The organism is Sphingobacterium sp. UBA5639, from assembly GCF_002421245.1.
GTDB classification, from domain to species: domain Bacteria; phylum Bacteroidota; class Bacteroidia; order Sphingobacteriales; family Sphingobacteriaceae; genus Sphingobacterium; species Sphingobacterium multivorum.
In genome coordinates, this window is sequence record NZ_DIJR01000034.1 from 76,625 (window position 1) to 94,587 (window position 17,963).

The 17,963-nt window shown below is 40.3% G+C and carries 17 protein-coding genes; 7 read left to right on the forward strand and 10 right to left on the reverse strand.

Features of this window, described 5'->3' with window-relative positions; genetic code table 11:
• Window positions 1-128: 128 nt before the first annotated feature.
• Together B4Z90_RS21705 and B4Z90_RS21710 are read left to right on the forward strand one after the other, a co-directional pair.
• Complete coding sequence (locus B4Z90_RS21705) at window positions 129-1,418, forward strand: glycoside hydrolase family 71/99-like protein (protein ID WP_115049517.1); 1,290 nt, start codon at window positions 129-131, stop codon at window positions 1,416-1,418.
• Between the two features lie 342 nt (window positions 1,419-1,760).
• Entirely contained in the window at window positions 1,761-2,333 is a 573-nt protein-coding gene (locus B4Z90_RS21710) for a glutathione peroxidase (protein WP_115049519.1), read from the forward strand.
• A gap of 94 nt (window positions 2,334-2,427) precedes the next feature.
• Here B4Z90_RS21710 and B4Z90_RS21715 read toward each other — a convergent pair whose 3' ends face one another.
• Window positions 2,428-5,100, reverse strand: coding sequence for a DEAD/DEAH box helicase family protein (locus B4Z90_RS21715; protein WP_115048135.1), 2,673 nt, complete (start codon window positions 5,098-5,100; stop codon window positions 2,428-2,430).
• Between the two features lie 615 nt (window positions 5,101-5,715).
• Here B4Z90_RS21715 and B4Z90_RS21720 point away from each other — a divergent pair.
• Window positions 5,716-6,171 (forward strand): hypothetical protein, encoded by a 456-nt coding sequence (locus B4Z90_RS21720; protein WP_115048137.1) that lies wholly within the window; start codon window positions 5,716-5,718, stop codon window positions 6,169-6,171.
• A gap of 17 nt (window positions 6,172-6,188) precedes the next feature.
• Here B4Z90_RS21720 and B4Z90_RS21725 read toward each other — a convergent pair whose 3' ends face one another.
• The 5 genes from B4Z90_RS21725 to B4Z90_RS21745 form a co-directional block, all read right to left on the reverse strand.
• On the reverse strand, window positions 6,189-6,788 hold the full coding sequence (locus B4Z90_RS21725) for a DNA-3-methyladenine glycosylase (protein ID WP_115048138.1): 600 nt from the start codon (window positions 6,786-6,788) through the stop codon (window positions 6,189-6,191).
• Window positions 6,789-7,061: 273 nt separating this feature from the next.
• A complete protein-coding gene (locus B4Z90_RS21730; protein WP_115048140.1) occupies window positions 7,062-8,786 on the reverse strand; it encodes an NPCBM/NEW2 domain-containing protein in 1,725 nt (574 codons plus the stop codon).
• Window positions 8,787-8,920: 134 nt separating this feature from the next.
• Window positions 8,921-9,790 (reverse strand): alpha/beta fold hydrolase, encoded by an 870-nt coding sequence (locus tag B4Z90_RS21735; protein WP_115049522.1) that lies wholly within the window; start codon window positions 9,788-9,790, stop codon window positions 8,921-8,923.
• Window positions 9,791-10,023: 233 nt separating this feature from the next.
• Entirely contained in the window at window positions 10,024-10,620 is a 597-nt protein-coding gene (locus tag B4Z90_RS21740) for a DUF4142 domain-containing protein (RefSeq protein WP_115048142.1), read from the reverse strand.
• Between the two features lie 88 nt (window positions 10,621-10,708).
• Window positions 10,709-11,206, reverse strand: coding sequence for a DinB family protein (locus B4Z90_RS21745; RefSeq protein WP_115048144.1), 498 nt, complete (start codon window positions 11,204-11,206; stop codon window positions 10,709-10,711).
• 293 nt (window positions 11,207-11,499) lie between these two features.
• Here B4Z90_RS21745 and B4Z90_RS21750 point away from each other — a divergent pair, with 293 nt between their 5' ends.
• Window positions 11,500-11,931: a tetratricopeptide repeat protein gene (locus B4Z90_RS21750; RefSeq protein ID WP_147282023.1), complete on the forward strand. Its 432-nt coding sequence runs from the start codon at window positions 11,500-11,502 to the stop codon at window positions 11,929-11,931.
• Between the two features lie 114 nt (window positions 11,932-12,045).
• Window positions 12,046-12,846 (forward strand): inorganic diphosphatase, encoded by an 801-nt coding sequence (locus B4Z90_RS21755; RefSeq protein ID WP_159332899.1) that lies wholly within the window; start codon window positions 12,046-12,048, stop codon window positions 12,844-12,846.
• Between the two features lie 59 nt (window positions 12,847-12,905).
• Here B4Z90_RS21755 and B4Z90_RS21760 read toward each other — a convergent pair whose 3' ends face one another.
• Genes B4Z90_RS21760 through B4Z90_RS21770 form a run of 3 tightly spaced genes read right to left on the reverse strand, consistent with a single transcriptional unit; the run spans window position 12,906 to window position 14,768 of the window.
• Window positions 12,906-13,334 (reverse strand): sensor histidine kinase, encoded by a 429-nt coding sequence (locus B4Z90_RS21760; RefSeq protein WP_115048150.1) that lies wholly within the window; start codon window positions 13,332-13,334, stop codon window positions 12,906-12,908.
• 24 nt (window positions 13,335-13,358) lie between these two features.
• Window positions 13,359-13,619, reverse strand: coding sequence for a sensor histidine kinase (locus B4Z90_RS21765; protein ID WP_349681263.1), 261 nt, complete (start codon window positions 13,617-13,619; stop codon window positions 13,359-13,361).
• Window positions 13,620-13,622: 3 nt separating this feature from the next.
• Window positions 13,623-14,768, reverse strand: coding sequence for a PAS domain-containing protein (locus B4Z90_RS21770; protein ID WP_286803254.1), 1,146 nt, complete (start codon window positions 14,766-14,768; stop codon window positions 13,623-13,625).
• A 154-nt stretch (window positions 14,769-14,922) separates the two neighbouring features.
• Here B4Z90_RS21770 and B4Z90_RS21775 point away from each other — a divergent pair, with 154 nt between their 5' ends.
• On the forward strand, window positions 14,923-15,114 hold the full coding sequence (locus tag B4Z90_RS21775; protein WP_201303514.1) for a hypothetical protein: 192 nt from the start codon (window positions 14,923-14,925) through the stop codon (window positions 15,112-15,114).
• 262 nt (window positions 15,115-15,376) lie between these two features.
• Complete coding sequence (locus B4Z90_RS21780; RefSeq protein ID WP_115048154.1) at window positions 15,377-16,336, forward strand: SPFH domain-containing protein; 960 nt, start codon at window positions 15,377-15,379, stop codon at window positions 16,334-16,336.
• Window positions 16,337-16,361: 25 nt separating this feature from the next.
• Here the strand turns inward: B4Z90_RS21780 and B4Z90_RS21785 are convergent, their stop codons facing one another.
• On the reverse strand, window positions 16,362-17,957 hold the full coding sequence (locus tag B4Z90_RS21785) for a RagB/SusD family nutrient uptake outer membrane protein (protein ID WP_115048156.1): 1,596 nt from the start codon (window positions 17,955-17,957) through the stop codon (window positions 16,362-16,364).
• Window positions 17,958-17,963 lie beyond the last annotated feature (6 nt).

Below are 17,963 nucleotides of genomic sequence, written 5' to 3' on the forward strand. Positions count from 1 at the left end.
TTGATTTCGAGAATAAGCCCAATAAAATTTTGGCCTTTCAAAACAGCGAAGCAGTATGGGCACCAGCATTGAAATAAACCAATATGTATAAACCAGTTTCAACCATTTATAAAAAAAATCACTTGATTATGAGTATTAAAAAGCAAACAAAATTATGTGCGGTCTTCTTGTTGGCAACTTTGCTGGCGTCCTGTTCGAAGAGCGAAAAGATGATGGAGCAACCGCTCCCGAAAGAGGAGGCCAAAAAGGCAAATGGCAATAATGGAGTTTCCGCGACAGGCGATGTTGTTGGCCAGATTACTGTGGGATACCAGGGCTGGTTTTCCTGCGCTGGCGACAATTCTCCCATGGGAACACATTGGTGGCACTGGACCGAGGCCTGGCAACAGACGCCGTCCCAGGGTAATTTCCATATTCCTTCTTGGCCCGACAACAGTGAATACCAAAAAAAATACAACAGCAATTTACCGGCGTTGGGCAATGGTTCACCTGCGTCTTTGTTTTCTTCATTTGACGATCAGACAGTCAATGTCCAGGTTAAATGGATGAAGGATTATGGTATCCACACGGCGGCATTGCAGCGATTTGATCCCACAGGGATAGAAGATCCCATTCGCAATGCCATTACCGCTAAAGTTAAAACTGCCGCCGAGCAACACGGTGTCAAATTTTATATCATGTATGATGTGTCGGCCTGGGTTAATATGCAGGCTGAGATAAAAAATGATTGGCTAAATCTAATGAAACAATATACTCAGTCTCCAGCCTATGCCAAACAGAATGGCAAGCCTGTGGTCGGTATTTGGGGATTTGGTTTTAATGACAACAACCACCCCTGGTCGGCGGCCGTCTGTCTGGATGTGATCCAGTGGTTTCGCGACCAAGGCTGTTATGTCATGGGCGGCACGCCAACACATTGGAGGCTGGCACAAGCAGGGGGAGATTCGAGGCAGGGCTACATCGACGTTTACAAAGCATTTGATATGTTGTCGCCTTGGATGGTAGGACGTATCGGAACCATTGCAGACGTGGATCATTATGCACAGCATATCCAAAATGCTGATCTACAGTTTTGTAATTTAAATAACATAGACTATCAGCCCTGTGTATTGCCGGGCTCACTGCAGGAGGGGCAAAGAAAACATGGTGATTTTATGTGGCGACAATTCTATAATCTGACTTCGCTCGGTGTCAAGAGTATGTATGTGTCTATGTTTGATGAGTACAACGAATCCAATCAGATCGCGAAGACTGCTGCAACCCAACAGGATGTTCCGGTTGGGCTGGGGATTAAATCCATGGATGAAGATGGGACTGCTTGTTCTTCGGATTACTATCTCCGGATCACAATGGACGGTGGAAAGATGCTAAAGGGACAGATACCGCTGAACCCAAATAGACCAACCTCCCCACAATAAGTCAACTTTTAACGAACACAATTGGTTTATATAGTTTAATAGTGCGGCCGAATCTTCGTTATGAAGATTCGGTTTTTTATAGGGTTTTATTATCCGATCAGAAAAGCACTTTTCATTTTCAATTCAGACTTTCTTTAGTAACTTTAATCTATGATGAACGTTGCGCTTACCGTTTATAAAACTTCGCAGCATACGTTTTGTCTTGTACAGCGTTGGTCGGCAAGGTTGTCATGTACCATCCTTGGTCCTAGGTCCAAGGGTATTCATCGACCTAAATTCAGACGATGTTGGGGTGGTTTCGTGTAGCTATAGATTGTCATGTTTCAAAAAAAAATAAAAAAAATGCTCTTTATAATTTTATTCATCGTGGCGGTAATCGCAGCAGGTGTAGCCTATTATTTATTCACCAATGGTAATGTTAAAGTAGATATGGCCTTGAAGTCAGCTACGCTATATGATTTTAAAGTGAAGGGGTTGGATGGCTCGTCCATCGATTTTGCGCAGTTTAAAGGTAAAAAGATACTTGTTGTAAACACCGCTTCTAAATGTGGATTTACACCACAGTACGAGGGACTCGAACGCTTGTATAAAAGATTTAGTGATAAGTTGGTCATTGTAGGTTTTCCATCAAATGATTTTTTAGACCAAGAACCTGGTAAAGATGCCGAAATAGCTGCTTTTTGTCAACGGAATTACGGCGTAACTTTTCCGATGGCAGCAAAGATTGATGTTAAAGGAAAGCGGCAAGCGCCTATTTATCAGTGGTTAACAAATAGAAGCTTGAACGGCGTAGAAAGTTCTGCTGTCCTGTGGAATTTTCAGAAATATCTGATCGATGAAAACGGCAGGCTTATCAAGCATTTTCCTCCAAAAACAGATCCCGAAGATCCAGCAATTGTAGCGCTGATCGATTAGTTAGACAGCGTTCATTCAACTTTCTTTAAACAGTTGAAAGTCCGCGGTAGTGGCTGGCTGCAGAATGGGAGAAATTCTTTTTTAACTTATTTCTTCACCGCCACTTGCTTACCTGCAGTACTTTTTCATCCAGCTGCGCAGCCAATGATTTCACCCGCGCTTTTAAGATCAATTTTCTACCAGCAATTGTTCGGGTAAAAATTAATTCACAATTCCCTACATGTGCTTCCCACTGATTGCTAAAATATTCGGCGAATTCTTTTTTGCGTGCCAGCAGTTCCGGAACAGCATGATAATCTTCCTGCTTGACAAAAAAAGCAAATTTATTCTTCCTGACAATCACATAACGCGGATTATTGATCGGTGCAATAATCTCTTGTAATGCATTGATAAATATGGATTTGTCGAATGTTGTACCCCCTTCTAAATGGCAATAAACGGCACCGGAGCGGTCAACTTGCGTTTCCACGCGCACTTCGTTTTGATCAGCCCGTATGATATGTGCTTTTAACAAGCTATTTAAGAGCGCAGAACTCACTTGGTTCAGATCTTTGGAAATATCGCGATATTTCAAATATAGTCTGAGTGACTTGATCGTATTTCTTCCGAAAAGCAGCATTCCTACTGCACTCAAGCTGGCGATGTAAATATAAAAATCTTTTAGGCTTTGCATATTTTTTAATGCCCTAAAAAATCCTTGAACGTTGTCAAGTCCAAAACTTAGCCAGGCAGCGCCCACTGTCGCCAGTACATTTCTAATTGTTTTGTTGAGATACAACGATTTTACCCGTTGATAATCTTGTTCTTCCGCAAAAGGTATCTTGATCTCCTCGACGAGATTCACTCCTTTGGTAAGCGCATCATTCCACCGCTGCCTGAGGTTTACCCGATTGGCAGCAAATAGTAGCATTTCCGCATTTTTCCGTGAAATTTCCCCAACGTTGTTTATGTTTTCAGGTAGATCAAAACGGCCTATACCATTTTCAATTTCAGGTTCTTGTCGCAGCGAGACGCCGACAAAACTTTTGAACCGTCGTTTTAGTAATTTAAGGTCATCACCACCCGTTGCCGAGGTAGAGTCAGCACATACCAAATGCCAGATATTTGCCGTTTTATCCTTATTGCCCTGTTGCGCTCTAATAGCCCGACCGCGCATCTGATTGGAAAGTACAAATGAGCCGACAAAACTCGCTAAAATCAACGCATTGATTGCCGGAGCATCCCAGCCTTCACCTAGCAATGATTTGGTCCCCAGTAGGACTTCAATTTCTCCAACCTGGAATAGCTGTGTGACAATGTGAACAATATCGTGTTTAAGACCCTCCGTCTGGTTTATTAAAAGGTAATTTGCATCAAAAGGAACAGGGCTCGTAGAGCTGTCAAATATACCATATCTAGCAGCAGTAGTTTGAAATGCTGAGTAAGCACTGGCCGGAATAATGATCATGGATCCTGTAAGCACAGCGATTTTCTTATTATTCTTATTTTCCCGTCTTAATTTTTCGAAAATAGGGATGACACCTATTTTGTTCAATTCAAGCGTATTGTGGTCGGTGTTTACATAGAATTCTTTTCGGATGAAATCCGAGAGGACGACCAGCCGCAGGTCTTTCCCCAATTTTTCATATTCAAAATCCACAATCGCGGTAATAGCGTCCATTTTACTGATACTGGATGTTAAATATTGTCGGACACGGCTATTTTGGGAAAAGTTTACCTGTTTTCTTTCCATGGCACCGTGTCGTTGTAATTTATTTTCCAGCGCGCTTCGATGTTCTGCAAATGCATTGAAATGCACTTTTTCCTGATGTAGGTAAAATTCAAGTAGAATTTCGAGCCATTCATAATCCAGGTGAGGTATTTTAAAATCTTTGCCACCGATGATTTCCATATGGAGCTCGGGAATTGGGATTTGGTTGGCATGGAGAAAAATTAAGCATGCCGAGTAATATTTCAAGTTATTATAGACCCAGTCGAGATCATCCATCGGGTTTAGCCATATCGGATGATTTTGGATCCCCTGAAGTACGATTTCGTCCGTGCCTAATTCCTTAAATAGCTTAAGCATACTATCCCTGTAATCGGCAATAAACTGTCTTTCCCTTTCGCTGGGATTGGTGAAATAGATATAATCCTGATGCGGACATAGATCACCTTCAATGACAAGTTCGGGGACCGAAATTTCCGCATCTATGGGGCCGTTGAGGTCCATATAGCGCTGCCATTCTGTTGGAGAGACATCGTAAGGGGGAGTCGCTGTTAGGCCAACGATCGTCGGGTTCAGCTTTTTCTTGATATTAATTAATGTATGCCACCACTCATTTTTAAGATGGTGTGCTTCGTCGACGACAATTGTACCAATTTTTTGGGATTTCAATCCTTTTAGGATAAAGTCAAGGTTTGAATCTGCTCCCTTTGGATCTTGATCACTGCAGGCAGCATGCATTCCCTGATAAGTCGCTACAGTGATAAATTTAGGATTTCGGATATCCCTAGAGATCCAGTCAGGCACGGTGTCCGATGGAAGAAAAAGTTCACAAAACCGTTGTATCCATTGGTTACGGATTGCACGTGAAGGTGCGAGAATTAGCGTTGGTTTATTGATGCGTATAGCAACTTCAAGCCCCAGGACCGTCTTACCTGAGCCGGGAGGTGCCACCACATGTAAATGACCATCTTTAAGATGCTCCTGTAATTCTTCAAGTACCCGTAATTGGTATTTACGCCATGGATATTTGAATTTAATTGCTTTAGGGTACTCAGTCAATAGATTCGGATAATTTAAAATTTACACCATATTGCAGCGCAATATACCAATTTAGTTGAAATTACGATTTGTTGGAGAGGCTTGTGAAATTACCTCTATTGACCTCGAATTTAGGCGACGATATGGAGACTATGTTTTCTTTAAGTTAAATATTGTATATGCTTGCCGAGGGAAAAAAACAACCATTTTATCCACGATAGAGATACTTTCATAGTGCGTTTAAAGCACTTTCAAGGCACTAACCCCTTGTACCCGAACAGTGCTATATCCATGCTTTATCTGTGCTTAGCATGTGCTTCATCTGTGCTTGATCTGTACAGTCTCCAAAAATGGGCTCTTTTTAAGCCCTGAATTTCAGCAGGTGGTTAATTAAAAGTTAAAAATAAGCAGGGTGGATTTTGGCTCCGTTTTGTCTGCTGTTAGGCTTATTGGATGGCATAATAATTACTATTCGCCGAGATTGACTTTATATTCGTGTATCAGTCCCAGAAAATAACTTGATATCTTTGTAAGCTTACTTGAAGGAGTTGTCAATGCATAAACAAAACGTTATCTCGGTTATATTATTCATAAAACCAAGAAATCAGCAACAGCAATTGTAAAATACGAAGTAATATGGGAAAAATTATATTCAGATTTTGGTTGGTTAATGTATTGATAAGTGTCGCGCTATTTGTACTGTACCGACTTGTTATCGCAGAGACGGATACGGCTGCTACGGGATTTCTCGAGACAATCATCGTTATTCTGGATATTATTGTCAATTTGGGTTTTTCAACAATTTATCTTTTCGCGGTGATTTTATGTTCCTTACTATTTTTTCTAAATCATATCGAAAAAATTCGCCGTAATAAAGGATTATCGTTTTTGACATTTTCGGGAATACCGGCTGTTTGCCTGATCTTACTGATTATTTATATTTTGGTTGGATTTTATAAATATCATATGGTTCTTGACCCGTTAAAAATGCTGCTTCTGTTCTCCGTTATTTATCTAGCCAGCACCATCTTAGAATTTATCTTGTTCCGGAAAATAATCAAAAAACAGCAGGCTGACCCAAAAGTTCAGTAATAAACCGCATTGTTATGTTATCCGTTCCTGGCGTATCTACTGTCCTTTACAAAAAAACGCAGGGGTAGGACTGCGTGCTCCTGAGCATAAGCGATACCAATTCGTGCTGCTTTTCCGATTTGTGCTGAACTGTATTTTATTCCCTGATCTTCAATCCATATGCTATCACCGGTCAATAATACGCCATTAAATGAGGCGTCAATTCCCAAAGCTTTAGCCGTAGATCCCGGTCCGTTGGAGAAGGAGGGTTTTTCGGGCCGCACAGGTCTCCGCAATGCCATTACGTCAATGCCAACCAACGGTTCAATCCCTCTAATTAGAACGCATTGGGGATCGTCTGCTCCAGAAGTCACAATATTCAACAGATGGTGAATACCATAACAGAGGTATACATAGGCGACGCCACCTTCCTTGTACATCGGCTCGGTTCTCGATGTTCTCTTTCCGTTAAATGCATGGGATGCTTTATCCATAATGCCAAAGTAAGCTTCGGTCTCGACAATTCTACCCGCTGTTACCAGGCCATCTTTTTGCGTATAGAGAACTTTTCCTAACAGATCTTCCGCCAGGAATATGGTATTTGTATTAGTATAATAAGATTGAGGTAGTTTAACCATTTTTTATCCTTCAAACTGTCAACGATTATGTTCGTCGCATAACGGTGATTAAATATAGGGAAAATCATTTGATTCGCTATTCATTAGCAAATCAAATGATTTCAGGGCTTATATTCAGGAGCAGATGAAAAGCCTGTTTATCCTAATTTTCATGAGGCCTAACAGCCGCAATCGGTAGATATAGCAGTGAGATCAAATTGTTTGGCCAGCTCCGGGAATATATAACCTTCTGGAAATACCTTTGCGAACTTGATAAATAGTGGTCGTCGTTGTTTATTTTATAAGACATGGGTTGCACCAAATTGACCAGGCATTAAAGTTGTTGCCGCTTTGATCTTGCGTAAGAAGCTCAAGATGATCGACACCTGTGATATCAAGATCAAAAAGATACTGTTCGTTGGGTTTGACGTTATGGGAAGAAAGGATTTTCCCATTACCACGAATGATAAATTGAATGCCTTCTGGTTTTTGTGAGCCGTCGCGTAAAGCTGCGATGATCTTTAATTGTCGCCACTTTTTTGCAAGCTTGTACTTATACAGGGATGGTGCATGGGCATATAATCCTTTGCGATATACTTTAGCGTTGTTTTCTAGAAAAAATAAAGCATTAGATTCTGCTGTGTAATAATTTCTCGCTGGGTTTTCCCAACCTACATAAGCTTCTTCCCATGCTGCCTCAGAAAGAAAGATACTGTCCTTTTTTATGGTTCTAAGGTTGATAGGGTGGTCGTCCTGCAACAATTGATTTAAGACACTCAACTTGGCTTGTTTTTGATTATCCAGGCTGTCATTTTCTACTACTCTAATCAGGTCATTGACGGTAGCCTGACCAAAATTGTTAAGGGTTAGGAAATCTCCTTCTTTACTATGGCTAACCATTTTTCGGTATTCTTTAACTGATCCGTTGTCGAATAAAAATAGCATTCTTATTTCATAGGGTATATTGCCTTCAAAAGGAGCAATATCAATTTCTACAGAATTGCTCTGATTGACTACAGCGGTAAAGCTGTTGCTCAAATACTCTGAGATATTATAAGGGCGGATCAGTGCTACAACGCCACATGGTACTGTACCTGCACGGTACTGAACCTTTAATTTTGTCGTATTTTCAGCTTGAAATAGCGTAAATGATTGTAATAGGAATTCGTTTTTTTGTAGGATAGGTTTTGGTCGCTGTGTAAATATGGGATGACTACTTAGTTGAAAAACTGAGGCTTTGGAAAATTTAGCTGATTTTAAACCACCCCATTTTTCGACTTTGTAGTGCCTGCTACCATGTTCTCCCATTAAGGAAATCGTGTTTGGATTGAACTCATTTGGAAAACCATGATCGTGTGGTAATCCAAATAGGTGGCCCATTTCATGTGCTATCCCACCGAGGTACCAACTGTTGAACTCTCCTACAGTAGATTCTTTATTTGTGGCAAACATCTCTGTAAAAGTTATTTTGGTGCTTGCATCCGTGAGTAATGCCGGATCTAGCAATTCGCAGTCGGCAACCATGCACAAGCCCGAGGAAGCAGAGCCCCTGCCATAGTATGGCGAATGAAAGACGTAGGTCCCATTTTCATCTTTATGGCTTAAGGCAGTAATAATAAGGATATGTTCGGTATTTGGATTGATAGCAGGCGTCAGTTTCTCGAAGATTTCATTTTCTATTTCACGCCCTGAATTTATTGTATAATCATTTGAGGGTTTCGACCCTTGAACCAAGTGGTACCGATAACCCGAATCGTCTGCCTCAAAAGGGATACCATCACTTTTAAACCCCGAATTTCCAAGCTCAGTTTTGTAATAGGAGGAGATGTCCTTCAATGTTCGGTCGAGACGATTTTTCCAATCGGAAGACAGTTTTGCGTCAGCAGGATAAAAATAAACAACCTTAACAGTATGAAGCAGTTTATTTTTATTTGTTGAGATTGCTCCTTGAGCGAATTGGTTAAATGTTAATAGTAAAATAGACAGCATTATCCAGAGGAAGTTTGGCTGACGTTTCATACATGGTGAATATACAATCGCTATTGATTTCAATTAGGTTTAATCTAGGTTTTATATTATCTATACACTAAGTTAAATAAAATCAGAATGGTTTTCTTCAATAATATGCATAAGTTCTTCTCCCTCTACAGGACTTATTTTAAAAAGCTATTCAGATAACTTAAAATGCTTCCAGTTTGGCCTATCAGGCTGACGTGGCTTTGTCCTGGGATAATAGCTAATTGGGATTTCGGCATTTGTCCAAAGTCACCAACTACTTCACCGCCCAATAATTGATATGTTTTTACCAGCTCGATCTTGTCTAGACCGTCGTTGTCTCCAGCAATCAAGAGTACAGGTGAAGATATTTTGGCAATATTTGCGTCTCCCAGATCATATGGTTGCTGTGCCAATGAGATCATCTGTTCCAAAAATTTTGTCCACTTTGTTTTGTCGGGAGCAACGGCTTCATAGGCTTGCTGTATCGGACTATTTTCAAATAGTGCTGGTTTCATTTTCTGGAAGGCTTTGTTAATTTCCGGCATCCATCCCTTACTTTTATAGGTAGCAGAAATAATGACTAATTCATCTAAGCGCTTCGGATACTGAATGGCAAATTGGTAGGCTACTGCCCCTCCAAAGCTGTAGCCAAGCACTGCAGCATGTTCAATTTTCAGATAATCCATCACTTCGGCAACATCAGCTGCAAGTATGGCGTGGTCAAATTTTCTATCAGAATAGGGTGAATGGCCATGGCCCTGCAACTCAATGGCGATGACTTTCCTGTTTTTTGACAGTTCGGGTATGAGCTGATTCCAGTTTGTGCTGATGGTCATAAAAGCGCCGTGTAATAATACAATCGGTTTTCCAGTACCATAAACTTCATAATATACCTTGCTGTCCTTAAGGTGTACTAGACCTTGAGCCGAGGGTTTAATTTGGGCATAAGATTGCATAACAGTAATCATCATAATGATATAAAGTAATGATTTAAAAATAGTATTGGTTTTGATACGTGTGTTCATAACGAATTTATTTAAAATGTACATGACAAATATCATTACGATTTCCCAGGAAAATACTGTGGAAATACGACAAATATAGGGGCGATTGCGTCAGAAACGCAAGCAGACAGTTCGTTAAAAAAAGATCGGAGCGCGATAATACCCGAGGAAAGGATTTCGTATCGCTGGGGCAGTTGAGGTGTAATTAAAAAAGACAGGGACCAATATCCTATACCAGCCCCTGTGTTTTGCTATTATTTCAACTTATCTTTTACACTTTTAGCATGATCTAAGTGGTTTCTAAGTGTTGGTAGAGTTTTATCTACAAACGCTTTCAGCTCGGTATCTTTGAGGTTTTTACTAGCGTCCTCAAACAGCTTGATATCCTTTTCATGATCTTTAACCATATCTTCGATATACGATTTATCGAAGTCTCCGGGCGCCTTTTTGGACAATTCATCCTTCAAATTTTGCTCATCTGTACCCAAGGTGGCTGGTAGCGTGATATTTTTTGCTTGTGCAAGTGTTGCAAGTTCATCATTTGCTTTGGAATGATCTTTAACCATCATTTCGCCGAAGGCTTTTACATCCAGATGCTGGCCTTTTTCCTTTGCCAGTTTTCCAAGTTCTACCTCAGCCATGCCACCGTTCGCTGCTTCAGTAACGAATTTTGCATCGTCTTCACTGACAGCAACAGGCGTCGTTGCCGTATTATTATCGTCTATGTTTTCTGGTGCTTTTGTTTCGTTGATACTGTCTGCTGTTTTTTTGCTGTCGTTATTTGCATTGCCGCAACTTTGGACAGCAACAATAGAAAATGCAATTGCTAGGGTCAAAAATATTCTTTTCATGATCTTATGAGTTTTGATTTCTAGATAAACAGTGGTCAAAACAGTATCGTTTCAAAAAAATGACCAACGCAACTATCTCATATTACATTCACGTGTTTTTTAGCTTCAAAAATTTAATAGTGATACCCAGCTGACCCAGGTGGTAAAAATCGTGATGGATAAGGCCTGTCAGGAGGTATTTGAGGTTATGCTGGAAATCAGGATTCGCATGTTTATAGGGTTGTTCGAGGAAGGAATCGTCTTTGCCGTTGAGAAAGTGAATAACGTGTCGCTGACTATCCCAGAAATCTTCCAACAGCTTTTTCCAGCCTGTTGTCTTCAGTTCGTCATTCGTTCGCCAATTCCTAGCTTCGTTCATTTCGAGTCCCCGTGGATTTCCCTTCAAACGGCTCAGAACCTCCTTACGCCATTCAATGAGATGCGACATCAGTTCCGCTACACTGTGCATTTCTGGGATAGGACGCTCATAAACAGATGATTCGGTCACCGTAGCTAATTTTTTTTCAAAATTTTCATCGATCCATAGATCGGCGTGCTCCACATCCTTTAATTGCTGAATGATATCTTTTATCAGAATAGTGCTCATAATGACTTAGTTTTAAAATGATTAAGTTTGAGATTTTAGAAAGTAAACCGAACTATACAGGAATTAGTTTTAACCAATTGTGTATTCGTTTAAAATGCTAACCTCGTACTGAAGAATTTCAGCTAGCAACGCTGGAATAGTTGCGGAGTGAAAAGGTTCTAGTTAGGATGTAATCAGTAGACAAACTATTATTTGCTGAATCTTGTCCTTCTATCGAGATTCCCTAGGAAAGGCAATCGCTTTATGATCCGGGCTCATACCCGCGTTTTATGGTCTCGAACAATCGTATTGAAATGGCTGATCAAAGATCCACAGCACGTCTGTCTATCAACGAATTAATGAAACAGGCTAAATTGTTAGAATCCGAAGGCAAATTGGAGGATGCTGTCAAAAACTATCATACAGTTATCGCAAAGGATAAGCTGCATACCGCTGCATATAATCGGCTCATGATTGTATATCATAGGCAGAAAATGTACAAGAAAGAGCTAAGTACCATAAAGAAGGCACTCGCTGCCTATGAAAATGATCTGTTGAAAGATCAGCGCAAATGGAAGAAGCTGAACGGTGGGTCAGCGGACTTAAGTCAGCGTTTGGCCAAAGTACTGGGATTAATGCAGGAGGATGGCCTTCCAAGATATGAAGAACCGCAAGTCATGGCCTGGAGAAAGCGTTTGGGAAAGATAGAGCAATCTATCAAAAAGGCAAAAGGTGTAAAGACCTAGACGCTTTAAATTTGTTATAAAATCGTAAACGAAATTGTAGATGCTACTGTTCACTATAAAACTCATTAGTTTTAATAAGTCGATATTGAGCCGAAACCCATTTTAGAAATGACGATGAAATACATATTCTGCACGGTTGAAACACCCAAAAATTCAAATGCTAAATACAACTATGAGCCAAAATGTGGCGGATTTGTTCTAGCAAAATACCTTCCTTTGGGCTCAGTTTTCCCCTATGATTTCGGTTTTATCCCGGGCACGGTAGGAGAGGATGGTGACCCTTTGGATATTATCGTTATTTCGGAACAAGGGACGTTTCCTGGCTGTATATTGAAATGCAGAATAATTGGTGCAATAAAGGCGATACAGCAGAATAAAAATGGCGAAACTGTAGAAAATGACCGGTTTTTGGTTGTGCCAGAGGCTTCAGCCGTCTTTGGTCACATTCATCGTGTCGCCCAATTGCCTGAAACCGTGCTCGATGAACTGCAACAGTTCTTCATAAATTATAATAAACAGGAAGGCAAAAATTTCCAGCCTTTGAAAATTCTAAGTGCTAAAGATGCATGTAAGGCAATAGAAAAAGCAAAAAGTAACAGTCAGCCCATCAAAAAAATTGAACTTTTTCTTCCACTCTACGATGCGTCGGGAACACCCTTCTCCGCTCAACTATTTCAGGATATTAGTAAGCAGCTCATTAAAGACTTTGGCGGGATAACAGCTTATACGCGTGCCCCTGCCATTGGTATATGGATCGATCCTAAAAAACAGCCAATTAAAGACGAGAATGTGGTTTATGAAATCATGGTTGCTGAAATCGACCATGCCTACTGGAAACAATTCAAGAAAAAACTTGAATTACAATTTGCCCAGAAAGAGTTAGTTATTAGACAAAGTGAAGTCGGGCTGCTCTAGTCGGTATATTAATACTGTAGATCTGCTGGAATGTAGATCTAGTAGGCTTATAGATTTATTTAGTTTGAAGCGTAGGTGAACGGAAAATCAAAATAGAAAATAGATCCCTTATCCTTGGCGCTTTGAACGTGTATCTGTGAACCATGTTTTCGCAGGATTTCTGCGACCAAATATAGGCCGATGCCAAATCCAGATATGTTAGAAGTATTTAAGTTATCGACCCGATAAAATGATTTAAAAATATTTTTTTGATGTTTGGGCTCGATTCCAATCCCTTCATCCTGAACATATATACGTACTTTTTCGCCTATTATCTGCGTGCCAATAATAATCGTTCCGCCGTGGGGAGAGTATTTTATGGCATTGTTAAGTAAGTTGGCAAAAACCTGATCCATTTTGGGCCAGTCAGCTAAAATATGAACGGTAGGATCGCAACGCAGTTCAATGCTGTGCCGATTCGTTTCCAAATCATTAATACAGTCCCGCATTAATTTGTCAAGCTGAAAAATGGTTTAATGAAGTTGCAATTTTCCTTCGTCTACCTCCGTTATACTTAGAAAATCCGCAATCATGAGCATCATTTTTCTTACTTGGGATTCGATCTTAGTTCCTATCTGGGCACTTTTTTCACCAAATATAGTTGCATGCTGTTGCATCATCTGCGCACTCATCAAGACTGTGGTGAGCGGTGTTTTGAGTTCGTGGCTTGCTACGGATATAAACGTATTTTTTCGCTTCTCTTCCTGCTTTTTTTCGCTGATATCCCGTGCAATTTTTCATACACCAATGATCTCGCCGAGATCGTTTTTTATGGGGGATATCGTCAGCGACAAATCGACCAATTTGCCTGATTTTGTCTGCCGAACAGTTTCAAAATGCTTGATGGAATGTCCCATGCGCATTCGCCCCAGGATATAATGTTCTTCAGAATGCCTATCTCGTGGAATTAATTTTAGGATGGACTGACCGATCATTTCCGCGTTTGAATAGCCAAAAAGATTCGTCGCAGCGTCGTTCCAGCTGGTTATAATACCGTCTAGTGTCTTTCCGATAATCGCATCATAGGATGAGTTAACAATGGCTGCGAGTTCGGCACTTTTTTCTGTCGCTTTTTTCTGATCTGTCACATCCATAAGCGCTCCGATAATCCTGCGCGATTCTTTGCTGCCGCTAAAGAAAGCCGATCCCGTGATTTTTACAAAGGCAATCCCATGTGTGATAGGTCTTATAATGCGGCAGGTAAACTCAAAATGGCCGTCCATTTTATTTTCGCTCAGCCCTTTCATTTGCTGGAAAATAGCGGGTTGATCCTCCGGATGGATGAGCGTTATCATCGCTTCTTTCTTTTGGATTGGGGCAGAAAGTTCTAAAATTTCTTGAGCCTGTGGGGAAAGTTGAACTATTCCTTTCGCAGCGTCCCAATCCCAGGTCCCAAGTCCGGTAGAGGCGATGGCAAGGCGAAGTCGCTCTTCCTTCTCCTGTAGGATTGCTGTGAGTTTATCTCTTCTTTTTTCTGCAAGTACGGCTTCCGTAACATCTTTGGTAAAACACATCGAATGGACAAATTCGTCATCCTTCATCAAAGCACTGGAATTTATAACAACATGCTTTATATCTCCATTTTTGCACCTCGGACTTGCTGGATAATCCTCCACACGTTGATTATTTAAAAGCATGTGTAGGATTTTCGAAATGGTATCCTGATCTGTGTGAAAGTCTGCAATGGGGAAACCAATATATTCTTCCTTACGATAACCAAGAAGGTCAAGTTCAGCTTGATTGGCCCAAATAATAACCCCTTCCCGGTTAACCCAATGTAGTGCTAGAGATGCACTGTCGATAAAGTCAGTTAGTTCAGTAATCCGGTTGTTGAGCTCGAGATTTTCAATTCGTAATTGTTCTATTTGTTCGGAGCTGTTCATAAAGATGTCGTATGGTGTTATAAAGACAATTATATGGATATAAAACTACTTTAAAAAAGGTAAAAGTACGGGTCATCTTAATGATAAATAACAAAAATCGCACTAAACTATGTTTGAAGGTATTTAAAGCAAACAAAAATTGGGTGACGGCAGTTTGAAAATAATAATATCGAATAATTTTAAGTATAATATTTCATGGTCTCCTGAAGACGTTATATTGATGCTTATCATTGATTTTAAGGATGATATTGATACAGAAGATATTACCGAAGCAATTACCCGCATCCGTACACGCATTAAAACCGAATTTCAATTTATCCATTATGTCATTATCCAACCAGAATAAATATTAAACGCCAATTAACCTTGATAGCTATTTTAATAGCAGCTGCTTCGTTTTGAAAGTGAGCTTTTGAAAGGACATCGCGGGGGGCTTATGCCAAGATTGCAAAGAACACAGCGTTGGCTAGCACAGTAAAATGTAGCGTTGGGCTATCTTTAGGATGGATAACCGAGTTTCGGAACTTTGTCGAAAAATTTTGTCAGTAGTAGAAGAATGACAATGTAAACGTGTAAGTTTGTAGATCACCAATATTAAATTTAAGGTTATGCTATATTTAGGAATTTTGGTCTTTTTTGGACTTATTACATTATTTGCTTCATTTTATACGGTAAAGCAAGAGTCTGCGGCCGTGATAGAAAGGCTGGGTAAATTTTTAAAAGTAAGTCATGCCGGTTTGCATTTAAAAATTCCATTTTTGGATCAGATCGCTAAGCGGCTGAATCTTAGGATAAAGCAATTGGATGTCATAATTGATACCAAAACATTGGATAATGTTTTCATTAAGATGAAAGTTTCTGTTCAGTATCAGGTAATCAGAGATAATGTAAAAGACGCGTATTATCGTCTGGAGAATCCCGAAAATCAGATTACATCGTATGTTTTTGATGTTGTGCGTGCTGAAGTTCCAAAAACAAAATTAGATGATGTTTTTGTAAGAAAAGACGATATTGCCATTGCTGTAAAAAGTGAATTGCAGGATGCGATGCAAAGCTACGGTTACGATATTATCAAAGCATTGGTGACAGATATTGATCCTGATGAACAGGTGAAACATGCTATGAACAGAATCAACGCTGCTGAACGCGAGAAAACTGCCGCAGAATATGAGTCTGAGGCACAAAGAATACGAATTGTTGCCGTTGCAAAAGCTGAAGCAGAATCTAAAAAATTACAGGGGCAGGGGATTGCAGACCAGCGAAGAGAGATTGCGAAGGGGCTGGAAGAATCGGTAAAAATGCTGAATGCGGCCAATATCAATGCACAGGAAGCTTCTGCCTTAATTGTCGTGACGCAACATTATGATACGCTGAATGCCATTGGAGCAAATAGCAGAAGCAATTTGGTCTTGCTTCCAAATTCACCAACAGCAGCAAGCACTATGCTGAATGATTTGGTAGTTTCAATGGCTGCAGCACAAAAAATTGATGGGCATACTAGTGCGCAATTGCCTGAAATTCCTAAAGATAGCAGTCGGCAGGAATCAAACAAGGGTAGCGTGATATAAGCGCTACCCTTGTTTTATCGTTCCATTAGTATCCCGGGTTTTGGATCAGATTGGGTTCGACTTGAAAGCTACTTTCGTGGAAAGGCCAGAGGTATTGATGTTTCAAAAATTTTCTATCTTCAATTTTAAGCACCTCAGATTTCCCATCCGCACTTTGTCGCATGTGACCCAATGCAGGTTGATTAAGAACTACTTCTGCTGTTTTCCATCGAAGAATATCACTATAGCGCAGCCCCTCACCGGCAAATTCGACCCTTCGCTCATTGCGAATTAAGTCAATCCATTCTTGTTGAGATCTCACCGTGAGATTGACATCTGCTACATTCATATCGAGTCCTGCACGTTGTCGAATCTGATTGATACAGCTTTTCGCTAATTCATCTACGTTATTCAACATAATTTTGGCTTCGGCATAGGTCAATAACACTTCTGCGTAGCGTGCCAAAGGAAAATACATATTGCCTCCCGTCCGAAATGCATCAGCTTCATCGACAAATTTCTTAAACCAATAGCCCGATCGGCTGCTTCGTAAGTTTTGATAATAGAATAGACTCTTTGAATCATAAATATCTATTTTTTCTTTGTTGAATAGGTCGCCCTGCCCAAAAATACTTGCTGTGTAACGTGGATCGCGATTTAATTTGGGGTTGAGCTCATATTCCTGCTTGCTGTGTAAGGGGCATTTGTCAATCGAACGTCCTTGTAGTGTCCAATAACTATCAACCAAAGACTTCAAAGGAACGACATAAGATTGCCCATTTCCGGTCTTATATTGTGGGGCAAGATGCTGAAAGGAATTTGTAGCAGAATTATTGTGGCTTTCCATGTCAAATTTGATGATAAACTCCTTATTGGTCTTGTCTGCTTGATAATTGAATAGGCTAGCATATTGGGGGTGAAGTTGATATTTGCCACTGTCCATTATTTCCTTCGCAAGGGTTGCGGCAAGCTCATAGCGTCCATTGTAAAGAGCATATCGCATGACCAACGTTTTGAAGGAGTATTTGTTGAACATATAGGCGTTTGTGGTACCTTCATTTTCAGGGAGCCTGTTTGCCACATCTTGGCTCATTTCAAATAGTTTGTTCAGTATTTCAGCTTTCGGCGTTACTGGAGGTATTGCTTCTTCAAGTGTAACCGGGACTAGGACAAAAGGTACGTCACCCCAAACTTCAGTGATCCTGAAATAATGCCAGATACGTAGTGCTTCTAAGATTGCTTTATATTTTTGTCTTATCGACTCATTTTCCACATAGGGAATGTCAATATTCGCGAGGTAAGTATTGATCCGCCCCACGTGTTTATTATATAATGTCCAATAGTACTCAGCCAAACGTGCGTTGCTTGTCATATTGCCATTGGCAATGATCATATGGTGGTCTGTCTCTATTCTAGCATAGGCGTTATCGCTACGACCATCTAACATATAGAAGAGCAGGCGACGTTCTCCTGGTCCCATAAAAACATCCAAATAACTACTGTAGACTACCCGACGTAAATCTTCTTCGGTATTGAAGAACTCGTCGAAGGATGTTGCGGTAGGATCTCGTTTATCAAGAAATTTTTCGCAGCTACTTAACGTTGCTAGCGCAATTATCAAGGTTAAAATTTTCTTTTTCATTAGCAT

What these genes read in the sequence shown, in the direction of transcription:
- B4Z90_RS21740 (WP_115048142.1), bottom strand. Translation starts at nt 10,620, where the DNA reads ATGAAAAGAATATTTTTGACCCTAGCAATTGCATTTTCTATTGTTGCT.
- B4Z90_RS21760 (WP_115048150.1), bottom strand. Translation starts at nt 13,334, where the DNA reads ATGCGGGACTGTATTAATGATTTGGAAACGAATCGGCACAGCATTGAA.
- B4Z90_RS21735 (WP_115049522.1), bottom strand. Translation starts at nt 9,790, where the DNA reads ATGAACACACGTATCAAAACCAATACTATTTTTAAATCATTACTTTAT.
- B4Z90_RS21785 (WP_115048156.1), bottom strand. Translation starts at nt 17,957, where the DNA reads ATGAAAAAGAAAATTTTAACCTTGATAATTGCGCTAGCAACGTTAAGT.
- B4Z90_RS21770 (WP_286803254.1), bottom strand. Translation starts at nt 14,768, where the DNA reads ATGAACAGCTCCGAACAAATAGAACAATTACGAATTGAAAATCTCGAG.
- B4Z90_RS21710 (WP_115049519.1), top strand. Translation starts at nt 1,761, where the DNA reads ATGCTCTTTATAATTTTATTCATCGTGGCGGTAATCGCAGCAGGTGTA.
- B4Z90_RS21755 (WP_159332899.1), top strand. Translation starts at nt 12,046, where the DNA reads ATGAAATACATATTCTGCACGGTTGAAACACCCAAAAATTCAAATGCT.
- B4Z90_RS21730 (WP_115048140.1), bottom strand. Translation starts at nt 8,786, where the DNA reads ATGAAACGTCAGCCAAACTTCCTCTGGATAATGCTGTCTATTTTACTA.
- B4Z90_RS21705 (WP_115049517.1), top strand. Translation starts at nt 129, where the DNA reads ATGAGTATTAAAAAGCAAACAAAATTATGTGCGGTCTTCTTGTTGGCA.
- B4Z90_RS21745 (WP_115048144.1), bottom strand. Translation starts at nt 11,206, where the DNA reads ATGAGCACTATTCTGATAAAAGATATCATTCAGCAATTAAAGGATGTG.
- B4Z90_RS21725 (WP_115048138.1), bottom strand. Translation starts at nt 6,788, where the DNA reads ATGGTTAAACTACCTCAATCTTATTATACTAATACAAATACCATATTC.
- B4Z90_RS21720 (WP_115048137.1), top strand. Translation starts at nt 5,716, where the DNA reads ATGGGAAAAATTATATTCAGATTTTGGTTGGTTAATGTATTGATAAGT.
- B4Z90_RS21780 (WP_115048154.1), top strand. Translation starts at nt 15,377, where the DNA reads ATGCTATATTTAGGAATTTTGGTCTTTTTTGGACTTATTACATTATTT.
- B4Z90_RS21750 (WP_147282023.1), top strand. Translation starts at nt 11,500, where the DNA reads ATGGCTGATCAAAGATCCACAGCACGTCTGTCTATCAACGAATTAATG.